Below are 21,839 nucleotides of genomic sequence, written 5' to 3' on the forward strand. Positions count from 1 at the left end.
CAACACTATCTTGATAGTGGGCACCAAGACGGTGCCCATGGTTCTATGGCGATTGAAGCCATTAACTGGAATCGGCTGCAGGATGAAAAGGATTTAGAAATTTGGAACCGTTTAACCAGTAATTTTTGGCTGCCAGAAAAAGTACCGCTCTCCAACGATATTCCAGCATGGCAGCAGCTTTCAAATGAAGAGCAGCAGCTAACCATTCGCGTATTTACGGGGTTAACCCTGCTCGATACCATTCAAAATACGGTTGGCGCCCCCAAACTGATGCAAGATGCACAAACACCTCATGAAGAAGCGGTTTTAAGCAATATCGCCTTTATGGAAGCGGTGCATGCGCGTAGTTACTCGTCTGTGTTTTCAACGCTTTGCAGCACACAGCAAATTGATGAAGCTTTTCGTTGGTGCAAAGAAAACGATCTGCTGCAGCAAAAAGCGCAACTGATCTTAAATGACTACCTCAGCGAGGCGCATCCACTGAAAAAGAAAATCGCCAGCGTCTATCTTGAAGGTTTTCTATTTTACTCTGGCTTTTATCTACCCATGTATTGGTCAAGTCGCGGAAAATTAACCAACACTGCAGATTTAATTCGCCTTATTATTCGCGATGAAGCCGTGCATGGTTATTACATCGGCTATAAATTTCAACGTGCGAACCAACAGCTTTCAACGCAGCAACAGCAAAACCTCAAAGAGCAAGCTTACGCCCTACTTTTTGAATTGTATGAACTGGAGTGTCTTTATACCGAGACGCTTTATGATGGCGTTGGACTGACTGAAGATGTAAAACGCTTTTTGCATTACAACGCCAATAAGACATTGATGAATTTAGGCTTTGAGCCATTATTTCCTGATGAGCTATGCCAAGTCAGTCCCGAAATCATGGCGGCACTGTCACCGAGCGCCGATGAAAATCATGATTTTTTCTCGGGCTCTGGCTCCTCATATGTCATCGGCAAAGCCATCGCAACGGAAGATGAAGATTGGAATTTCTAATTCCCAGAAAATTTTTACCTCAATGTAGACCAACTCCTAGTGAAAGCCGATCAACGTCGGCTTTTCTTACATTTCAATTAATTAAAATCAGTTCGAATATTTGATTCATATGTTTCTCAGCTTCGAACATTGACCGATCCAAATGCCTGCTAGGATCAGATAAAAAGATAACGCAAACACGAAAAACCAACGCTAATCTCATGGTTTAAGGAGCCGTCATGGTCAGTGGCTCACTGAGCGCACTTAACCACACAAATTACAAATCACAAATGATAACGAGCAGCGCGCTCGTAAATCCGTGTGCCAAGCACAATGCACTGCAGTTAATATTTCACAATTGGATGCTCGGATTTATTCTGCTGCTGATCATACCTTGGCAATCAGTTCAGGCTAGCCAAAACGGCGAGAATCTAACTGCAAAGCTAGCCTTAAACACGCCTTTAAAAGTCGGCATTTACCACTGCCCGCCCTTTATTATTGGCGCAACGGATTCTGCGCTAAGTGGCCTTAGTTTAGAACTGTGGGATAATATTGCCGCCAATATGGAGGCAGAGTATGAGCTCATTGACTATCCGCTGGGAGAGCTACTTCAAGCGATTCAAACAAAGCAGATTGATATTGGCGTCTCTTGTATCTCCATTACCCCTGAACGCGAAATTTTCGCCGATTTTTCCCACTCCTTTTATGAAACTCATCTCGCCATTGCGGTGAAAAAACAGGGCTATGCCGGCACCTTTTGGTCCATCTTATCGCACGGCACACTGTGGCTAGTCATTGGTGGTGTGTTTGCAGCGGCCGCGCTTGTGGGCACCTTTTTCTATTTGCTTGAACATCGCGAAAATGCGCGACTTTATACCTCTAAAAATGGCATTGCCCGCGGCTTTGAAGTGTTTATTGTGGGCCTTTTGTTTATTACCCGCGGCCCCTTTAATTTCTTTGAATTTAAATCCATTGTGGCACGTGTGTGCTCTGTGCTCATGTCGGTGATCACCATGCTTTTTGTGGCCAGCATCACCGCACTTTTGGCTAGTAAACTGACCCTTGAGCAAAGTAACGCACAAATTAAAGGAATTGGCGATCTCGCCACCATTGCCGTCGGCGCGAAAACCTCAACCACGGCCTCGCAATTTCTCACCAACTATGGCATTCGCCACCAAACCTTTGATTCCATGGAAGCGCTGCTATTTGCTCTTGAACAAGGCGAGATTAAAGCCGCTGTTGCCGATGATGTGGTCTTAAAATACATGATAGGTAGCCGCGAAAACCAAGGACTCTACACCCATTTGCAAGTGCTTCCTTACCAGCTAGAGAAGCAAAATTACGGCTTTATTATGTTGGAAAATCATCCCAGTAAAGAAGAGATCAACCGCGCCCTACTGCACATTCGCGAATCCAGCGACTGGCACAAAACGCTGATTGATTATTTTGCGGAGAAGTGACTGATAAAAAGAATTAAGACCCGCTCACTCAATCTCAATCAACAGATAAATCACAACATTCACGCTGAAGTGTATGGTAATCCGCTAAAACACCGAATAGCACGGTTTTGACCAATACATATAAACAAATCAATATACGCCAGCCTCAGATTTCTCTATACAAACTAACATCCTATTAAGTGCAAAAAATTGATGCTCGACCCATAATGGGTCATACTTCGCTCAAATAAAAAATAGTAATGATTTCATGGATAATCTCAACTACGCACAAAAGCAGAGACTCGCCTACATTGACTTTAAGTTAATGTTTATTGGTCACTTTATGCGCTCAGAAGTCGTCGAGCACTTTAAGATGGGGCTATCTAACGCGACTCGCGACATCAACCTCTATAAAGAATTAGCGCCCAGCAACCTCGTCTACGACAACGCTGAGAAGCGCTATTTTCAGACCCATACGTTCAGCCCGTTGTTTAACCACAATCCAACAGAAACGCTCAGTAAATTGGCAAATAAACTGGCAGGTGAAGACAGCGTGATCAATGGCTTAGGCATCCCGTTCGAAACGCCTAGTCAACTCAATGTTCCCAACATCAACATTATCTCTGTTCTGACGCAAGCAGCACTGAACTGTAAAGCCGTAAACATTACCTACGTATCTATAAGCAGTGGTGAGAGCAATCGAACCATCATCCCACACTCGCTTATTGATAATGGGCTACGTTGGCATATCCGTGCTTACGACTGCCATAGCAATCAATTTCGTGACTTCGTGATATCGCGAATTACCAAAGCAGCATTGTTAGACCAAGAGATTGGTAACGAACAAACCATGCTCGCAGACAAGCAATGGATGCGATTTGTTCCTTTAGAGCTAGTACCTCACCCTAAAAACATCGTGCACCCTAAAGCTATTGAACTCGACTATTCGATGAGTAGCGGGATGTTAAAGCTTGAAGTTAGGGCCGCGCTTACAGGGTATCTGTTACGTCGCTGGAATGTAGATTGTTCGAAAAATGCCACGCAACGAAGTGCTGAGCATCAATTATGGCTTGCAAACAGACCAACATTATATGGTGTCGATAATCTCCACCTCGCATCTGGTTATGATGACGAAACCACCCCGACTTCCAAAAATGAAGCAATCCAACTCAATTAGGACACGAACATGACTGAATACAAAAAATATCTTGGCGATCTGATCGGTGGCAGCCTAATGATAAAAGAGAGTCAGTTGATTGCGGATTTGCTACTTACTCAACCAAGTAAAGAACAGTGGGATGATGCGATCGTTAATCAAAACATCTTGCAAAAACGCTCCCCTGCTTCAGCCAAACGTAATGCTGCAACCATCAAAAAACGCATTGGCTCCCTAAGTAACGAGTTTCTGTCTGCCTTAGCAAATGCCAACTATGAGGCAGCAGCTCAATTGATGATGGCGGCAACACTTATTAATTCGCCTCTCTTAGCGGATTTCATGCGAACTGTCGTTATGGATGCGAAACGTATGTATAGAGAAAGCATCGACAACAAAGACTGGGAATACTTTTGGGAAGATAAATGCCGCCTCTATCCAGAGTTTGCTGAAATGTCTGAATCATCGACTTACAAAATTGCACAAGTCGCATTTAAAGTCATGACTGACGGCGGTTTTCTGGAAAGTACAAAATCTAAGGTTTTAACCAATATCTACATAGAGCCTGACGTTCGTTCACTCCTCATAGAAATGGACCAAGAAGACATCATCCAAGCGATGGAGGCTTACTGATGCAGCAATTACAACAACGACTCGATTCCATCCAAGAACGTTTAGAGAGCGAAGGCTTTCTTCAAAATAAAGAACTTGGCGGTGAGATCGGTTTCTACATTTTCGATTACAAACCAGAGCATGAAATCGCCGTGCGAGAACATATCGCCATACTCGAAAAGAAACTGAGCAATCGTGGGTATACGTTTGCGAGCATTAACTTATTCGAAATGATCGTGAAGCTTTTAGAGTCGCGCCGCCTCCTTGATAAAGCATTTAAAATGCAGTTTGAAAAAGGTGATGATGCCCTTTTCAAAGCGCTAAAAGGTCCTTTAGAACAAAACCGAGTCGCAGAATTTATCGTCAATGAAGCAAACATCGACAATTGTGATTTTATTCTACTTCACGGTTTAGGCAGTGTATGGCCTATCGTTCGCGGGCACGGACTACTCAATGCTTTGCACGCTAAAGTTGGTCAAGTGCCTACCGTCATGTTCTACCCAGGAGAATACGATGGTGCTGCGCTAAAACCATTCGGGCGCGTCGAATCCAATAACTATTATCGCGCTTTTAAGCTCGCATAATTCAATTAAATAATGTGCAGCTGGTTACAAAGTACCGCTTAAATTCTCAGAGTAACCATCACACAAACAAATTAAAATAAAGTTTAGCTAGGAAACCATCATGCAGTTACAGCAGCTATTTACTAAAGACATTACCCGCCCTATCAATGGCGTGGTAAAAGCCGATCAAGTTGAAAACGATACCGTCTTTGTCGAATTAGACGAATACGTAATCACTGCCGAGCTTAAGGGTCATATTGAGCAGTTCTTCAAATATTACATGCCGTCCGTCGATGATCCTAAAAAAGCATCAATGACAGGTAAGTCTGGCATTTGGGTTTCAGGCTTCTTCGGCTCTGGTAAATCGCACTTCATTAAAATTATGTCCTACTTGCTAAAGAACGTAGAGACAAACCATGATGGCAAAAGCAAACGTGCAATCGACTTCTTCGAAGAAAAACTTGAAGATGACCAAATGCTACTTGGTGATATGCGTCGTGCAATCAACAAGGAAAACAACGTCATTCTATTTAACATCGATAGCCGCGCCGATACCGATGATAAAGAAGATGCCATCCTGAAAGTATTCCTCAAAGTATTTAACGAGAAAATGGGATACTCAGGCGATCACGCTCATATAGCCGATCTTGAACGAGATCTGGATGCTCGTGGCAAACTACAAGAATTCCACCAAGTATTTGAAGAGTTGTCAGGATCATCATGGCTAGAAGAACGTGACTCTTATGACTTTTACCGCGATGACCTTGCCGCAGCTTTCGCCCAAGTGACAGGACAGTCAGAAGAAGCTGGTCGCCAGGCTATTGAACGTCTAGAGAACAACTTTAGCTTAGACATTCAAAACTTCTGTAAGTGGGTAAAACAGTACCTTGACGGCAGCCCAGAGCGTCGTATTCACTTCTTCGTGGATGAAATTGGTCAGTACATTGGTCAAAACACGCAAATGATGCTAAAGCTACAAACCATCACAGAAAACCTTGGCACCATTTGTGAAGGTCGCGCATGGGTTGTGGTTACATCTCAAGAAGATATGGATGCTGTACTGGGTAAAATGCAAGAAGGCTCTCGTAAGAACGACTTTTCGCGAATCCAACAACGTTTCGACCGTATCTCTCTTTCAAGTTCAAACGTTAACGAAGTGATTGAAAAACGTCTGCTCGACAAAACAGAACCAGCCAAAGCCGCGCTGGCGCAATTGTACAATGAGAAAGGCGATATCATTCGTAACCACCTAAGTTTTGAGCGCACAAACAAAGCAGAATTCTCTAACTTCACTGGCACAGAGAACTTCATTTCAAGTTACCCGTTTGCACCGTACCAATACAACATTGTTCAAAAGGTATTTTCTGGCATCAGTCAAGCAGGTGCGGCAGGTACACACCTTGCTAAAGGTGAACGTTCACTTATTGAAGCGTTCCAAACCGCAACAAATCAATTTGTGTCCGATGATATTGGTCGTTTAATCCCGCTATACAGCTTTTACCCATCGATTAAGAAGTTCCTTGATACCGCAGTAGTACGCGACATTAACCAAGCTGCTGAAAAAAGCTCGATCAATGCTTTTTCTGTTCAAGTTCTCCAAACGCTATTTATGATCCGCTACGTTGATGAGATGAAATCCACCATCGACAACATTATTACCCTATGTATTAATGAGGTAGATCAGGATGTACGTGAACTTCGTTTAGCCATCAACGACAGCCTAGATGCCCTTGAAAATAACAACCTGATTGCTCGTCAAGGGGATGAGTACATCTTCCTGACCAATGAAGAAAAAGAAATCGAAAAGGAAATCCAAAATACGGAGATCGAATCCTCTGACGAAACAGCAGAGTTAAGCAAAATCCTTTTTGAAGAGATCTTAAAAACAAACAATAACTACCGTTACCCAGAAAACAAACAGGACTTCCCTGTTTCACGTTTCTGTAATGGTCAACCCTTTGATCGCACGACAGATAACGACCTGTTGTTTAAAGTGATCTCACCTATCGATTCTAGCTACGATGAAATGAACGATGCGGTTTGTGGCAACGAGTCATCCGACTCCATTCTACTAAAACTTAAAGACCAAACTCGCCTGTTTGGTGAGCTACGTACATACATCCGTACTGCGAAATACACCAAGCGCAACGCGGGTCGCGATGCTGAAATGGAAGTTTTGATTCGAGCAAAAGCGGCGGAAAACAGTGCTCGTCGCAAACAAATCGTTTCAGAACTAGAAGAACTAATCAAGCAATCAGATTTCTACGTTCTAGGCCAAAACTACACCACTAAAGGTGCAACCCCAAGTGCCATTATTGATAACGCCTACTGCCATGTTATTGAGAATACCTTCAACAGACTAAAATACGTCAAACCGTATAACGGTGATATTCGCCAGCAAATTCAGCAAACTCTAATTGTTGACGACCTAAGCCAGATGAACATCGATTTAACTGACGTTGAAGCCAACCCTCGTGCCATTGCTGAAATTGAACAGCATATCGCAATCAGTGATGAATATGGTCGCCCTATTACTGCGGGAGACATGGTGAAGAAGTTCTCTCGTCGTCCTTATGGCTGGAATGATAACGAAATCATTCTAATGATTGCCCGTTTAGCTGTCGCAAACAAGTTGACACTACAAGCGAACCAACAAGATGTGGCTCTACGCAGTGCTTTTGAGCATCTCGATAAAACGGCTAAACGTGCAAATCTACGCATTCGCCGAGTTCAACAACAATCGGAAGCTAACCTAAAGAAAGCGGCTGGCCTTTATAAAAGCATTTTCGAGAAAAATGCACCAACAACAGAAAAAGAGTTGTTTGAACAAGGAAGCGTTCTTTTGAAAGGCAAGCTAGCAAAACTCAAGGATTTCAAAGCAAAATCAACCACAGGTTATTTCCCGGGCACAAACGAAATCGAAGATGGCATTATGCTGCTCTCTGCCCTGCTTGAAAAACAAGGCAGCTACAAGTTCATTGATGAGCTACTTCGCAAAGGTAACGACTTAGAAGACTTTGTCGAAGATTTTGAAGACCTCGAAACGTTTTACGAAAAGCAGTTCTCAACTTGGCAAACACTCGCGAACGCGTTGAATGTCGAGTTCGCGAAAAACCGCTACCTACTAGAAACTTCTGAGCAAGCAAAATCTGCACTAGATAAGCTAGAAGCGATTTACAAGGATAAGCGCCCTTACGGCAAAATTCGCAATGTCCAAGGCTTAATTGAACAAGCACAAGCAGTAAATAACGAGCTTCTTGCCAATAGCCGACGTGTTGCCGCAAGCAAACTACAAACGGCAATTGAAGATGTTCAACAACATATTGCAGACGCTAAAGCACCTGACACCATCAGTAATAATGCGCTTCGACCGCTTCAACTGTCTCTCCAACGTTTGGACAAGCTGACAAGCATTGCAGAAGTTAATGAAGAAGTGCGTAATTCAGATGAGTTAGTCGAACAAGCTGAGCAGATCATTAATGCTTACATTGACCAACAAGCGAAAGCAGCAGAGCAAGCTAAACGTAAAGAAACTATAACAACAGCTGCTAATGGTAACGGCACACTTGATTTACCACCAAGTGATGCCAATAGCTATGGTTCGACCGCAACAACAGGCACGCTAGAAGTGGCGGAGCCTTCTGTAGCAAAACCAAAAGCTAAGAAAGTTGTTACTTTTGATACTGGTTTAATCTTCAAAGAACTTGGCGATAGCAGCTACCTTGAAACAGAAGATGAGCTAGAAGCCTACCTTTCGGCGCTAAAAACGCAGTTATCTGGCTTAATTGCGTCTAATCATAAAGTACGTATCAAGTAACTCAATTACAGTATGTCCACGCTTCTTTGAGCATGGACTGTCAATATAAGAACGAGATTATAATGAACACCAATAAATTAAAAGCTTACGCTCCTAAAGCCCGTTTGGCTTTTATGGAGGCCGTAACAAAACGTGCTGCATTCCTTGGCTTATACGCAGATCGCATTGCCGAAATGACCATTGATGGCGATAGTGCCGTGATTGAAGGTCGTGTATTTACTCGTCAGCAAGGTCAACAACGTGCCCAACTCGTTAAACGTATCGAAGCGCTAGGCACGAACAACGGTAAGTTCGTATTAAAAGATGGTTTTAACCAATTCATTAACGAAACTGCTTTTACTTGGTTCAACCGTTTAACCGCTATCCGCTACATGGAAGTCAACGAGTATCTCGATCATGGCTACCGAGTATTGAGCAAAAGCGAAGGGGCAAAATTTGGTGAAGGCTTTGAGATTTTAGGCTCAGCGGCAGACGTAGCCGACGACCTCGGCTTAAACAAAGAAAGCATCATTGATATGGTGCTCGATGGCAACAAAGAAGAAGAGTTGTACCGTGCTCTTCTTCTTGGTCAGTGCCACCAGCTTAGCGAAGCGATGCCTTTCATGTTTGAAGCACTTGATGACGCAACTGAGCTACTACTGCCAGATAACCTGACAAAAACCGATTCAATCTTAAAGGATTTGGTTAACGATATTCCAGAAGATAACTGGCAAGAGATTGAAGTTATTGGCTGGCTATACCAGTTCTACATCTCTGAACACAAAGATGCGGTTATTGGTAAAGTGGTTAAGCGTGAAGACATTCCTGCGGCCACTCAGCTATTTACCCCTAACTGGATTGTTAAGTACCTAGTGCAAAACTCGCTTGGTCGTCAGTGGCTTGCTACCTACCCTAACTCTGAATTAAAAGAGAAGATGGCGTATTACATCACCCCTGCTGAGCAAAGTGATGATGTTATTGAGCAACTAAAAGCAATTACGCCAACCAGTATTGATCCAGAAGCAATCAAAGTGCTTGACCCTGCTTGTGGTTCTGGCCACATCTTGGTGGAAGTGTATGAAGTGCTGCGTGAAATTTACCTAGAGCGCGGCTATCGCCAACGTGAAATCCCAGAGCTAATTCTTACCAAAAACATCTATGGCTTGGATATCGATGATCGCGCCGCGCAAATGGCAGCCTTTGCAGTGATGATGAAAGCGCGTAAGGATGATAAGCGTATTTTCTCTCGTGATATCAAGTTAAATATCCACTCGATTCAATCGACTGAAAACCTGAACATTAACCAACTTTGGGCTGATTTGGATCTTGATGGTAACCAAAAAGCAGGTTCTATGAGCGACCTGTTTGCAGAGCCACAAATCGACATCAGTGAACTATCCGCAGAGAACGAGGTTTACCTTGATTTATTGCGCTACCTGAAAGAACAGTTTATTGATGCTAAAAACTTAGGGTCATTGATTGAAATCGACAGTTTCCAACTCAAACTACTACTTCAATTGCAAGAACAATTGACAAAAAATTCTAAAAGCCACGATGCAACTGCAAAGATAGCAGCAGAAACACTTTTACCTATAACTGAACAATCAATCATACTGGCGACAAAATATGATGTTACAGTAGCTAATCCCCCATACATGGGTTTCAGCCATCATGTTACTGAATTAAAAAAGTTTTTGTCCTTAAACTATAAAGGATATGAGAAGGATCTATTTTCTGCGTTTACTGTTAAGTGTATTCAAATGACAAAAGCTTTTGGCGAAATAGCTTTAATGACACCAAATGTATGGATGTATATTTCATCACATCAAAATTTAAGAGAGTTTATTATTAATGACAATTTACTAAGGAGTCTTATTGAGCTTCCACTTGGAGGTTTCAAAGGCGCAACGGTTCAAATATGTGCATTCTCTATTAATAAGTCAGTCTTAAAACAACAAAGCCAGTTTATACGACTGGTCGATATTAAAGGAGGTGATAAAGAATTATCATACTCAGCGAAAGAAGCTATTTCCAAAAATGATAGATCAGTTATTTTTAATACTAACACTTCAAAATTTTCTTATATAACAGGTACGCCTGTTGCTTACTGGGCTTCAGACAAGCTTCTCGATGTCTTTAAGAATACAAAACGTGAAATTAGAGATTTTGCCGAATCTGAGGGCAAAAATGTTACAACAGATAATGCAAGGTTTGTACGATTTTGGTGGGAAGTTAGTAATAATTCAATTGGTAAACATAAAAAGTGGTTCTCATTTTCCAAAGGAGGAGCGTATAGAAAGTGGTATGGTAATGATTATGAAGTTGTAGATTGGTCTGAGAAGGCACTTACTCATTATAAAAAATCCCAGGCTGGTCGTCTGATCCGTGAAGAATTCTGGTATTTAAAAGGGATTACATGGAGCAAAGTAACTTCTAGCAAGCCTAGCTTTAGGGTTATTGAAGAAGACCAAACCTACCAAGAAGTAGCTATTTTATTTTCAGAAAAAAACGAAAGTAAATTAATACCTTTACTTGCACTTTTGAATTCAAACATAAGTAGTCAGATATTAAAACTAATTGCACCAACTCTAAATTATCAACAAGACGATGTATGCAAAATACCTTGGCGCAATGTAACTGATGAAGAAAAATTAGTAGAAAACACTAAAGAGTTACTTAACAACCATAAAAAAGATTTCAACTCATCAGAAGATAGCAGAAATTTCTCATCTAACAAATTAATATTAGGCACCAAGGGGCGACTAAGAGAAATCAATTCTAGTCACAACGAGCATATCAAAAATCTCATAATGTCAACAAAAAGACTAGAAGTTGAGAATAACCTCTTATTAATTGATGCATATGATTTACATGATATCATTGATAGTGACGTTGGATTAGGTGATATAACATTAAGTTGCAATCCAAATTACGTTTACAAATCAGATAATAAGAAAAAAAATCAGGGACTAATGCAAAGCACTTTGATCCAAAATAGCCTCTCGTATGCTATTGGATGTATTATGGGGCGCTACTCCCTAGATCGCGAAGGCTTAGTCTACGCTCACTCAGGCAACGAAGGCTTCAAAGAACTTGTAGCAGAAGGCGCATACAAAACTTTCCCTGCTGATGACGATGGTATCGTGCCGTTGGCTGACGAAGAATGGTTGTTTGACGATGATGCGACTACCCGCTTCCGTGAATTTGTGAAAACGGTTTGGGGTGAAGAGCACTTGAGCGAGAACTTAGACTTTGTGGCTGAGAGCTTATGCCTTTATGCCATTAAGCCGAAGAAAGGTGAAAGCTCGATGGATACCATCCGTCGCTACTTCTCTACTCAGTTCTTTAAAGATCATTTAAAAACGTACAAAAAGCGCCCTATTTACTGGTTATTTAGCTCAGGTAAAGAGAAAGCGTTTGAGTGTTTGGTTTACTTGCACCGTTATAACGAAAGTACCCTATCGCGTATGCGTACCGAATACGTTACACCGCTTATGGGTAAGCTAGAAAGTCGCAAGAACATTCTTGAAGATTCAAAAGCAACGGCTACAGGCGCAGAACTTCGTTCGATTGATAAGGAACTGAAAACCATCGACAAGAAACAAGCAGAGCTTGTTAAGTTCGATGAAGAATTGAAGCACCTAGCTGAAATGAAGATCAGCATCGACCTCGATGATGGCGTTAAGATGAACTATGGCAAGTTCGGCAACCTACTTGCAGACGTGAAAGCTATTCACGGTAAAGCACCTGAGAAAATTAAGTAATTGATTCATGAGCAGCCTTTAGGCTGCTCTTTTTCTACATTAATAACAAAAATGACAATATCTGAAAATCCAGTTGGTAACCATGAAAGCAACAGAAAACAGATTATTTAAATTCTTACAAAAATCGGCCCAATTTATCATTCCAATTTACCAGCGCTAGTATAGCTGGACTCAAGAGCAATGTGAGCAACTATGGAAAGATATCGTCCGTGCGGGTACGACTGACTTAGAAGCCCATTTCATTGGCTCAGTAGTCTACGTGGAACGCGGCTTATACAGCCATAGCGATGTCCCTCAACTACTCGTTATTGATGGGCAACAGAGACTAACCTCTACAACCCTATTAATTGCTGCGTTAGTTTCAGAACTAAATGTTCGTAGCGCAGAAAACACATCCGTTATTGAAGGTACGAATGCTAAAAAACTGGCAACGTATTACCTTTGTAATGATGCTGAAGAAGGCGACCTTTATTACAAGCTTCTACTGACTAAAGCTGATGACAAAGAGCTAAGGGCCATCATCGATGGTGAAGTCACGCACGACGATGATGCAACATCTCGTGTTATTCAAAATTACCAATTCTTCAAAGAAAAGCTAGCCCGCCTTAGTAACGGTCAAGTATCAGAAATTTACCTTGGTCTACAAAAATTACTTATCGTCGATATCGCGTTAGATCGCGAGAGAGACAATCCCCAACTTATATTTGAAAGCCTCAACTCCACAGGCTTAGATTTGAGCCAAGCGGATCTCATCCGTAATTTCGTACTCATGGGCCTTGAGCCAAAACAACAAAACGCCCTTTATGAACGATACTGGTTCCCGATGGAAAGCGACTTTGGAAACGGTGAGTACAGTTGGCTGTTTAATCAGTTCATGCGTGATTATTTGACGCTGAAAACGAACAAGCCACCAAGAATCAACGATGTTTATGAAGCATTCAAGAAGTATGTCAGTAGCTCACAGCTTGATATAGAAGATGTCGTAGCCGATGTGCGCAAACATGCCCAGTTCTATATCGCTTTTTCGTTAGAGCAGGAAAAAGAGCAAAAATTGCTTGAAGCCTTTCAAGACTTAAATGCGTATAAAGTCGATGTGTCTTATCCTTTGATACTAGAGCTGTATCATGATTACGATAGTCAGATTTTAACCCTCGATGAGTTCATTGAGTGTGTGCGCCTGATTGAGAGCTATGTGTTCCGACGTTATGTATGCGACATTCCAACTAACTCACTTAACAAAACCTTTGCGAGTTTCGCTCGCTCCATTCGTAAATCAAGTTATCTGGAAAGCTTTAAGGCTGAACTTATCAGTTTAACTTCTTATCGTCGCTTCCCGTCAGATTCTGAATTAAATCGCTGCCTACAGCACAAAGATATGTATAACGTTCGCAGCAGAGCCTACTGGCTACGACGCTTAGAAAACCACGATAAGAAAGAGCGCATAAGCGTTGAAAATTACACGATTGAGCACGTATTACCTCAGAACAAAAATCTGTCGTCTCAGTGGCAACAGGCGTTAGGTGATGATTGGCAATCAATTCAAGAAGAGTACGTCCATACTATTGGTAATCTCACATTAACAGGTTACAACTCTGAACTCAGTGATCGATTCTTTACTGAAAGCGAGATATGGAAGGCGGTTTCGCTAGTAGTCCACTCACTCTAAACCAAAGCTTAAGAAACCATAAAACTTGGAACATAGATTCAATTCAAGCTCGCTCTAAATTACTCGCGGATAAAATGCAGACGGTATGGCGTTACCCAAGCTTAAGTGCTGAAATTTTAGAGAAATACCAAGCCCAGCCAACAAAGAAAGCGGCTTATACGATTTCAGATCATCCGTATATTTCAGTTGGGTCTTCAAAAGAACTATTTCAAGTGTTTAGCCAGAAAGTCATGTCGCTCGACGAAAACGTGAAACAAGAATTTTTGAAGCTTTATGTCGCTTTCAAACTGGACACCAATTTTGTCGATGTTATCCCTCAAGCTTCTGGTCTAAGGCTATCTCTCAACTGTAAGTTCACTGAAATTCATGATCCAAAGAAGCTATGCCGCGACGTGACGAGTCTTGGTCGTTGGGGTAATGGTGACGTTGAATACAAAATCACTGAATTATCAGATATCCCCTACGCCATTCAGTTGATCCAGCAAGTTATTGACATGCAAGTTGAAGGTTAGTCAATGAGATACACTGGTAGTTCACTTATTCAATGCTGTGGTCGAAATTACTGACCACAGCTTATGAACATCCACCTGACTATGCGCATTGAAAGTGATAAAATTTGGCAAGATTTATCGCTTAAACAAAGCCCTATCGGGACAACTAAATGAACATAGAACAAATATCTCAGGGCCTCCTAAAGAAATTTGAACAAAGCCGCCTCGTTTTCTGGCAAGACGTTGACAAGGAGTTTACCGACGAACTCCCTACTCTTCAGTTAGACACGCGTTATGGTCTAGCCACAATCATTGAGATTGATACGCTTTCACACCTAGAAGTAAAACACCGTGTTGAATTGTTAGAGCCAGAACAAGCGTTTTTGCTCTACAGCCAACAGAAAGCGAATGATCCTATTCGTGATTGGCTATATGACATTCGCCTATATGCGCAAGAATTCTATGCCGACAGTAGTTCGATGATCCTCAACGATATTGGCATGAACATGGAATTTCGTCCTGTTATCTCCAAGTTTAAAAGCTTCTTTGCGAACAAGCTGCGCGTTACACGACTTAAGAAATTACTTCCTAAGTCCGCTACAGAGCGTGAACTTGAGCTAGCGCTTATCGCGGCAAGCCTAAAACTAGAAACGCCAACATTTGCCAACATTCTCCAAGTATTGCTAGCGCAACTCGCTAACGATTTTGAGTCAGGATCACTACTCGCTGAGTTAGATAAATACAATTTAACTCCCTCTTTCTGGACGATTGTTTATGAAGAGTTCGGTTATATTGTTGAAACTAACAAGGACGAGAAACGTCACCCGTCGTTGCAAGATCTCGCGACCAAGCTTTTGTTCACAGAATGCTTCCAAGCACTGGTCAATAGTGGTTGTTCATCCAATGACAGTGTGTTGGAGAGTTTTAGCCCTCACCTACTACCGATGCTCACTTCTGAACAAGTTGAGGCAGGTTACAGTATTGACCGTATCGGTATGAACTCCGCACGCCGTGCTCATGTTGTCAGCTTTATCGTACAGCTTCGTGAAAGCCGTACCTATCAAGATAGCTACAACACCATTGCTGCCCAGATTGAAGCGGACTTCGAAATCCGCAATAAGCTGTCTCAAATCACTCAGCCAGAAAAACTGATGTATGTGGAAACATTTGAGTTTGCCGATAAACAGCTAGCTATTCTTCTTGCTAAAAACATTAACACCATCGAGCAGCAAGCACTCAACACCATTACCTCACACCGGTTGACCACCCATTGGTGCCACGTAAAACAAGTATTTGTCGACACTAAGTACGCTTGTGTGTATCAAGCACTTAAAGCGGCTAAGCAATTTTATTCTCTCAAAGCCAAATTTATTGATGGTTTTGAATTCGACTCAGCAAGAGCAATGTATCGGGCATACGAGGAACAGTTGTTCCTGTTTGATTCTGCATATCGAGTATTTTGTGAAAACGCTAATCAGGTTTCTCACCACGGATCCGATATCTTGAAAAAAACACAACTTGTGGCAGATATCGAAGCGCTTTATGTGGACTGGTATCTACATGACCTCGCTATTGCATGGGGTAAGCATGTCGATAATGAAAACCTACTCGATAAGTGGAAGTTTGACGGCATCATTAACCAATATAATTTCTACAACCACGAAGTCGAGCGTATCTTCCAGTCAAAACAAGTAAAACGTGTTTTTGTCATCATCAGTGACGCTCTTCGTTACGAAGTCGCTCATGACATCCATGAACAAATTAACAAAGAGAAACGTTTTAAATCGACGATTAAATCACAGTTAGGCGTTGTACCAAGCTATACGCAACTTGGCATGGCATCTTTACTGCCTCATCAAGAATTGACGGCGCACATTAGTAAAGACGTAACCTTTAAAGCTGACGGCTTGAGTACCCATGGACTTGAAAAACGTAACGCCATTCTTGAGAAGTACCGTGGCATTGCGGTGAAATCATCAGATGTATTGAACTGGACAAATGAGGAAGGTCGAAAGGCGATTGCAGATACTCGCATCGTGTATATTTACCATGATCAAATTGATGCTATTGGTGATAAAGCAGCAACTGAAAACCAAACATTTGAAGCGTGTGCTGATGGCATTAAGCAAATTAAGTTGTTGGTAGAACGTATTATCAACAAGCTCAATGGCAATCGTATTCTGGTCACCGCTGATCATGGATTTTTATTTAAATCAAGCGATGTCGTCGACTCCGATAAAACGGCGTTATCCGTTAAGCCTCAAGGCACTGTCGAAGGCAAAAAACGTTACTTGATTGGGCAACAATTGCCTAGAGATGATTTTTACTGGACAGGAAACATGACGGTTACTGCTAATTTATCGTCAAACAGTGACCAAGCCGAGTTCATGATCCCTCGAGGCTCCAACCGATTCAACTTTGTTGGCGGTGCGAAGTTCATTCACGGTGGCATAATGCCACAAGAGATTTGTGTACCTGTTCTTCGCATCGAACACCTAAAAACGGCGAAACAAAAAACTACAGCGAAACAGAAAGTGGGTGTTGTGCCCCTAAGTAACCCGATTCGCCTTGTGACGCTGACCGAAAAAATTGAATTCCTACAAACTAATGCGGTAGGCAATGATTTCAAAGAGCGTAGCCTAAGCATTTGGATTGAAGATCCTGACGGCAAAATTGTGTCTAACAAAGCCCAAGTGCTGTTTGATTCAGAGTCCAGTAATTCTGATGACAGAAAACGCAATGCTATTCTTTCTCTCAATGGCACAGGTTTTGAACGCACAACCAGCTACAAATTGGTTATGTTGGATACTGAGAATAATGATCGCTTTGCAAGTTATTCCGTCACGATTGACTTAGCGATTCAAGACGACTTCGACGACCTTTTTTAACGGACACCAATGATGATTAACGATAATATTGCTCAGGAAATTAGAGAGATACGAGACGTCGATCTCGACGATCTCATGACATCCGAATTTAAAGGTCGCGTTGTCCGTAAAGACTTAACTAAACAATTAAAAGAAGGCGCGAACGTTCCTGTTTATGTTCTGGAATACTTGCTCGGTATGTATTGCTCTGCAACTGATGATGACCTGATTCAAGCTGGTATGGAGCGAGTTAAGAAAATTCTCACTGACAATTACGTAAGACCTGACGAAGCTGAAAAAGTAAAATCGATGATCCGAGAGCGTGGCACGCACAAGGTTATTGACAAGATTTCGGTTAAGCTCAATCAGAAGAAAGACGTTTATGAAGCCAGCTTGTCGAACCTCGGTATCAAAGATGCCGTAATACCTGCCAGTATGGTCAAAGAGAATGAGAAACTGCTTACTGGTGGTATCTGGTGTATTGTGACGTTAAGTTACTTTTTTGAAGAGGGGCAAAAAACCTCACCATTTTCTGTTCTTTCGCTGAAAGCTATCCAAATGCCATCCATGAACATGGATGAGGTATTTAATGCTCGTCGCAACTTTACCATGGATCAATGGCTCGATTTGCTGCTTCGCTCCATAGGTATGGAGCCAGCTAACTTAGAGCAACGTGCCAAGTGGCATATACTCGCTCGGATGATCCCATTTGTAGAAAACAACTACAACGTATGTGAACTTGGCCCTCGTGGTTCAGGTAAATCGCACGTATATAAAGAATGTTCTCCAAACTCCCTTCTGGTTTCTGGTGGTCAAACAACAGTAGCCAACCTTTTCTACAATATGTCGAGCCGTCAGGTTGGCCTTGTTGGCATGTGGGATATCGTGGCTTTTGACGAAGTTGCTGGGATACGTTTTAAAGACAAAGATGGCGTGCAAATCATGAAAGACTACATGGCATCAGGCTCTTTCAGTCGTGGACGAGACTCTATTGAAGCTAAAGCTTCTATGGTTTTCGTGGGTAACATTGACCAGAGCGTTGAGACATTGGTAAAAACCAGTCACCTACTTGCGCCTTTCCCTGCGGAGATGATTGACTCTGCATTCTTTGATCGTTTCCATGCCTACATTCCTGGCTGGGAAATACCTAAAATGCGCCCAGAATTCTTCACTAATCGCTTTGGTCTGATCACCGATTATCTTGCTGAATACATGCGTGAAATGCGCAAACATGCGTTTGCAGATGCTATTGATAAGTTCTTCAAACTGGGAAATAACTTAAACCAACGTGATGTCATAGCCGTTCGTCGCACCACGTCAGGATTACTTAAGCTTTTAGTCCCACACGGCGAGTATTCTAAAGAAGATGTTAGAACCTGTTTGACTTATGCTCTTGAAGTTCGTCGCCGTGTTAAGGAACAGTTGAAAAAAATTGGTGGTATGGAGTTCTTTGACGTTAACTTTTCCTATATCGATAACGAAAGCCTAGAAGAGCTCTTTGTCAACGTTCCTGAGCAAGGTGGATCCCAGATCATTCCACCAGGAATGCCAAATGCGGGTGTTGTTCATTTCGTTAGCCGTGGTACTGCTGGAAAGCTAGGTGTCTTCCGCATTGAAACCCAGAAGACAGCGGGCAATGGCAAGTTAACGACTTCTGGCTTAGGCTCAGATACTGAAGCAAAAGAACAGGTGAAAGTGGGATTTGAGTATTTCAAAGGTAACTTGTCGCGCATTGCTGCAAACAACCAGTATTCTGATCACGAGTTCCATTTACATTTTGTCGATTTGCAAATGTCAGGTAACTCGCATAGTTCGAGTCTCGCGTCTCTGATTGCGAACTGCTCTACTCTGCTTGGGAAATCGATGCAAGAGTCGATGGTGGTACTTGGCTCAATGACATTAGGTGGTGTCATTAATCCAGTGCAAGATCTTGCAGGTTCTATGCAAGTCGCTCTAGAAGCTGGTGCAACTAAGATTCTGATCCCTATGGCATCGGCTAGTGATATACCAACGGTGCCTGCTGAGACATTTACCAAGTTCCAAGTTAGTTTCTATCAAGATCCTATCGACGCTGTGTATAAGGCGCTAGGAGTTAACTAACAATACTTTGTGAAGAAACAGAACAACTCAAGTATGGCTCAGTTCGTAATGTATTAACTGAGCCTTGAGCTTCTTAATTGCTTTTTTTTGCTTGTCTTTAGTTTCTTGATTGCGTATTTCGGGCAAACACGTATGCGCAATCACCCGAAATATGCATCATAACTTTTGCTTTGTCGAGCTCTCTTAGCATTGACGAACATGACCTCAACCTGAACACAAGCTCTATACACTACAGCACTACTACATCCTACTCATCGACCATGATTTAGGATTCTAATCTTAATGCAGTCTATGTTTTTTACTGCATCTTTTGATGCTTCCCCTGCTTTCGCTAGAACTCAAAGCAACCCCAAAAAATAATAACGGCCAAAGTAGAATTTTTTCATAAAGACTCGATATGGAAAAACACGATACACGGACAGTCAGGTCATGTGTATTCTCAAGCGAGCGGAAACTGGCACGTCAGCACCTGAACTTTGTCGTAAGCAAGGGATGCACAGTGCCACTTTTTACAAATGGCGAACAAAACACGGCGGTATGAATACACCCTGACGGCCCATATGAAAGAGTTCAAAAAGGAAAACCAACGGCTCAAAATGATGTATGTTGAAGCGAATTTAAATCTGAAATTATTCAGGAACAGATAGCAAAAAAGTTAAGAAACTCTGTGAGCAGTGAAAATTCACTCGACAGTCTGTGGCTAATCGCTACATCAACATCCGACTAGTATGCCGTACTTTTTCGGCCAGTGAACACTGTAATCTATACCAACCAAAGTTACACTATGAAAACACGGAAATAGTTGATTAGCTAATCAGGCTTACGTCATCTAAAAACGATTGGAGCTTGGCCTTTGTTTTAATTTTTTTCGCTATGTAAAAAATAAACTATTCAACCACAAACGTGTATATCGTATCTACTTTGAGTTGGTGCTGAACTTACGTAGCCGTCTGAGACGACGTTTAAAACGCTTACGTATTTCTATCATCACAGCTGTCTTTTAGGCTAATGCATTTATTAAAACTACACAAAAAAGCGAGCCCATGAGCTCGCTTTTTAGATTTGAACGGATGAATTACTTCAAATTACATCAAGTTCACGCAGTCTTGTGCAATCACCAACTCTTCGTTGGTTGGGATCACAAGTGCCACAGCGCCAAGCATTTCCGATTTGGCGATTTGACCAGCTGCGCCGAAGCGTGCATCTTCGTTGCCTTTTTCGTCTTCTACAAAACCGAGTAGCTTAAGGTTTTTCAGAATTTCGCGACGAATAGGTAGTGAGTTTTCACCGATACCACCCGTGAAGATCACCGCATCTAGGCTATCCAGTGCCACTAGGTATGAAGCGATATATTTGGCAACACGGTAGGTGAACACGTCAAATGCTAATTTCGCACCTTCGTGACCTTGCTCCATGGCTTCCAATACGCCACGTGCATCGCTGCTCACGCCAGATACGCCCAAGAAGCCAGATTTCTTGTTCAAGGTGTTGAAGATCTCGTCTTGTGACCAGCCTTTTTTCATCAAAAATTCAATGATGCCTGGATCCAAGTCACCACAACGGGTACCCATCATCAAACCTGCCAATGGGGTAAAGCCCATGGAGGTATCAACGCTTTGACCATTATGAATCGCACAAACCGATGCACCGTTACCCAAATGCACAGAGATGAAATTGCTTTCATCAACAGGTTTGTTCAGCATTTTTGCAGCTTCACGGCTGACATAGTAATGGCTGGTACCGTGGAAACCGTAGCGACGAATGCCATATTTCTCATAAAGCTCAGTGGCAATTGCGCCAGTGAATGCTTTTGGTGGCATGGTTTGGTGGAATGCGGTATCAAACACTGCAAATTGTGGCAATGCAGGGAAAGCGGCCATAGCTGCGTGAATACCCATCAAGTTTGCAGGGTTGTGCAGCGGTGCCAGATCTTGAATCTCATTGATGCCATTGATCACGTCTTGGTCGATGCGAACAGATTTAGCAAAGCGCTCGCCACCGTGAACCACGCGGTGACCCACTGCAACAAGGCGATCTTCAACTTGCATTTCATTCACAATGCCAACGATCACATCGATCGCTTTTTGATGATGGTCATCTAGACCCGGCAGTTGTGTTTCATGTTTTTCGCCGTTGAGTTTCCAGCTAATGCGTGCATCAGCCAGACCAAAACATTCGCCAAGTCCTGTTAACGAAGCAGCGCCAGTTTCGGCATCAATCAAAGCAAATTTCAGTGAAGAGCTGCCTGAGTTAAGGACAAGAACTAGTTTATTGCTCATGTGATATCTCGATTTGGTGTAGGAAGAAGACAAAGTCTTAATAACCCTGATTCTACTCTGTTTTTTAAGCTAAAAGAATGACGACAAGATCACGAATCTTTTTTAAAAAAATAAAATAATTTTTCATAGAT

Annotated in this window: 13 protein-coding genes and 1 pseudogene; 13 read left to right on the forward strand and 1 reads right to left on the reverse strand. The window is 42.3% G+C overall.

The annotated features are described in order from the left end of the window. Positions 1-45 precede the first annotated feature (45 nt). The 13 genes and pseudogenes from nrdF (at position 46) to L9P36_RS16425 (ending at position 19,981) form a co-directional block, all read left to right on the forward strand. Positions 46-999, forward strand: coding sequence for a class 1b ribonucleoside-diphosphate reductase subunit beta (nrdF, locus tag L9P36_RS15930; protein WP_237468684.1), 954 nt, complete (start codon positions 46-48; stop codon positions 997-999). 317 nt (positions 1,000-1,316) lie between these two features. Then, a complete protein-coding gene (locus L9P36_RS15935) occupies positions 1,317-2,438 on the forward strand; it encodes a substrate-binding periplasmic protein (RefSeq protein WP_435532792.1) in 1,122 nt (373 codons plus the stop codon). Positions 2,439-2,685: 247 nt separating this feature from the next. Beyond that, positions 2,686-3,594, forward strand: a complete 909-nt coding sequence (locus L9P36_RS15940) for a WYL domain-containing protein (RefSeq protein WP_237468613.1) — start codon at positions 2,686-2,688, stop codon at positions 3,592-3,594. A 9-nt stretch (positions 3,595-3,603) separates the two neighbouring features. Next, entirely contained in the window at positions 3,604-4,203 is a 600-nt protein-coding gene (locus L9P36_RS15945) for a DUF1819 family protein (protein WP_237468614.1), read from the forward strand. Further along, positions 4,203-4,766: a DUF1788 domain-containing protein gene (locus L9P36_RS15950; protein ID WP_047110487.1), complete on the forward strand. Its 564-nt coding sequence runs from the start codon at positions 4,203-4,205 to the stop codon at positions 4,764-4,766. Before L9P36_RS15945 ends, L9P36_RS15950 begins: the two co-directional genes overlap by 1 nt. A 100-nt stretch (positions 4,767-4,866) precedes the next feature. Continuing rightward, positions 4,867-8,562 carry a BREX system P-loop protein BrxC gene (gene brxC, locus L9P36_RS15955; RefSeq protein ID WP_237468615.1) on the forward strand — a complete coding sequence of 1,232 codons (3,696 nt, stop codon included), beginning with the start codon at positions 4,867-4,869 and terminating at the stop codon, positions 8,560-8,562. A 62-nt stretch (positions 8,563-8,624) separates the two neighbouring features. Then, positions 8,625-12,305 (forward strand): BREX-1 system adenine-specific DNA-methyltransferase PglX, encoded by a 3,681-nt coding sequence (gene pglX / locus L9P36_RS15960; protein ID WP_237468616.1) that lies wholly within the window; start codon positions 8,625-8,627, stop codon positions 12,303-12,305. A gap of 172 nt (positions 12,306-12,477) precedes the next feature. Next, positions 12,478-13,059, forward strand: a pseudogene (locus tag L9P36_RS16445) (DUF262 domain-containing protein); the annotation flags it as partial. A gap of 120 nt (positions 13,060-13,179) precedes the next feature. After that, on the forward strand, positions 13,180-13,971 hold the full coding sequence (locus L9P36_RS16450; protein ID WP_435532793.1) for an HNH endonuclease family protein: 792 nt from the start codon (positions 13,180-13,182) through the stop codon (positions 13,969-13,971). Then, positions 13,935-14,483, forward strand: coding sequence for a DUF5655 domain-containing protein (locus tag L9P36_RS15970; RefSeq protein WP_237468617.1), 549 nt, complete (start codon positions 13,935-13,937; stop codon positions 14,481-14,483). The genes L9P36_RS16450 and L9P36_RS15970 overlap by 37 nt, the downstream gene beginning before the upstream one ends. 149 nt (positions 14,484-14,632) lie before the next feature. After that, complete coding sequence (pglZ, locus tag L9P36_RS15975) at positions 14,633-17,350, forward strand: BREX-1 system phosphatase PglZ type A (protein WP_237468618.1); 2,718 nt, start codon at positions 14,633-14,635, stop codon at positions 17,348-17,350. Positions 17,351-17,362: 12 nt separating this feature from the next. Continuing rightward, positions 17,363-19,429, forward strand: a complete 2,067-nt coding sequence (brxL, locus tag L9P36_RS15980; protein WP_237468619.1) for a protease Lon-related BREX system protein BrxL — start codon at positions 17,363-17,365, stop codon at positions 19,427-19,429. A gap of 384 nt (positions 19,430-19,813) precedes the next feature. Next, entirely contained in the window at positions 19,814-19,981 is a 168-nt protein-coding gene (locus tag L9P36_RS16425) for a transposase (RefSeq protein WP_354004735.1), read from the forward strand. Positions 19,982-20,514: 533 nt separating this feature from the next. On the opposite strand, the gene L9P36_RS15985 is transcribed toward L9P36_RS16425, so the two are convergent. Then, positions 20,515-21,708 (reverse strand): acetate/propionate family kinase, encoded by a 1,194-nt coding sequence (locus L9P36_RS15985; protein ID WP_237468620.1) that lies wholly within the window; start codon positions 21,706-21,708, stop codon positions 20,515-20,517. Positions 21,709-21,839: the final 131 nt, after the last annotated feature.

Source organism: Vibrio stylophorae (genome assembly GCF_921293875.1).
GTDB lineage: Bacteria > Pseudomonadota > Gammaproteobacteria > Enterobacterales > Vibrionaceae > Vibrio_A > Vibrio_A stylophorae.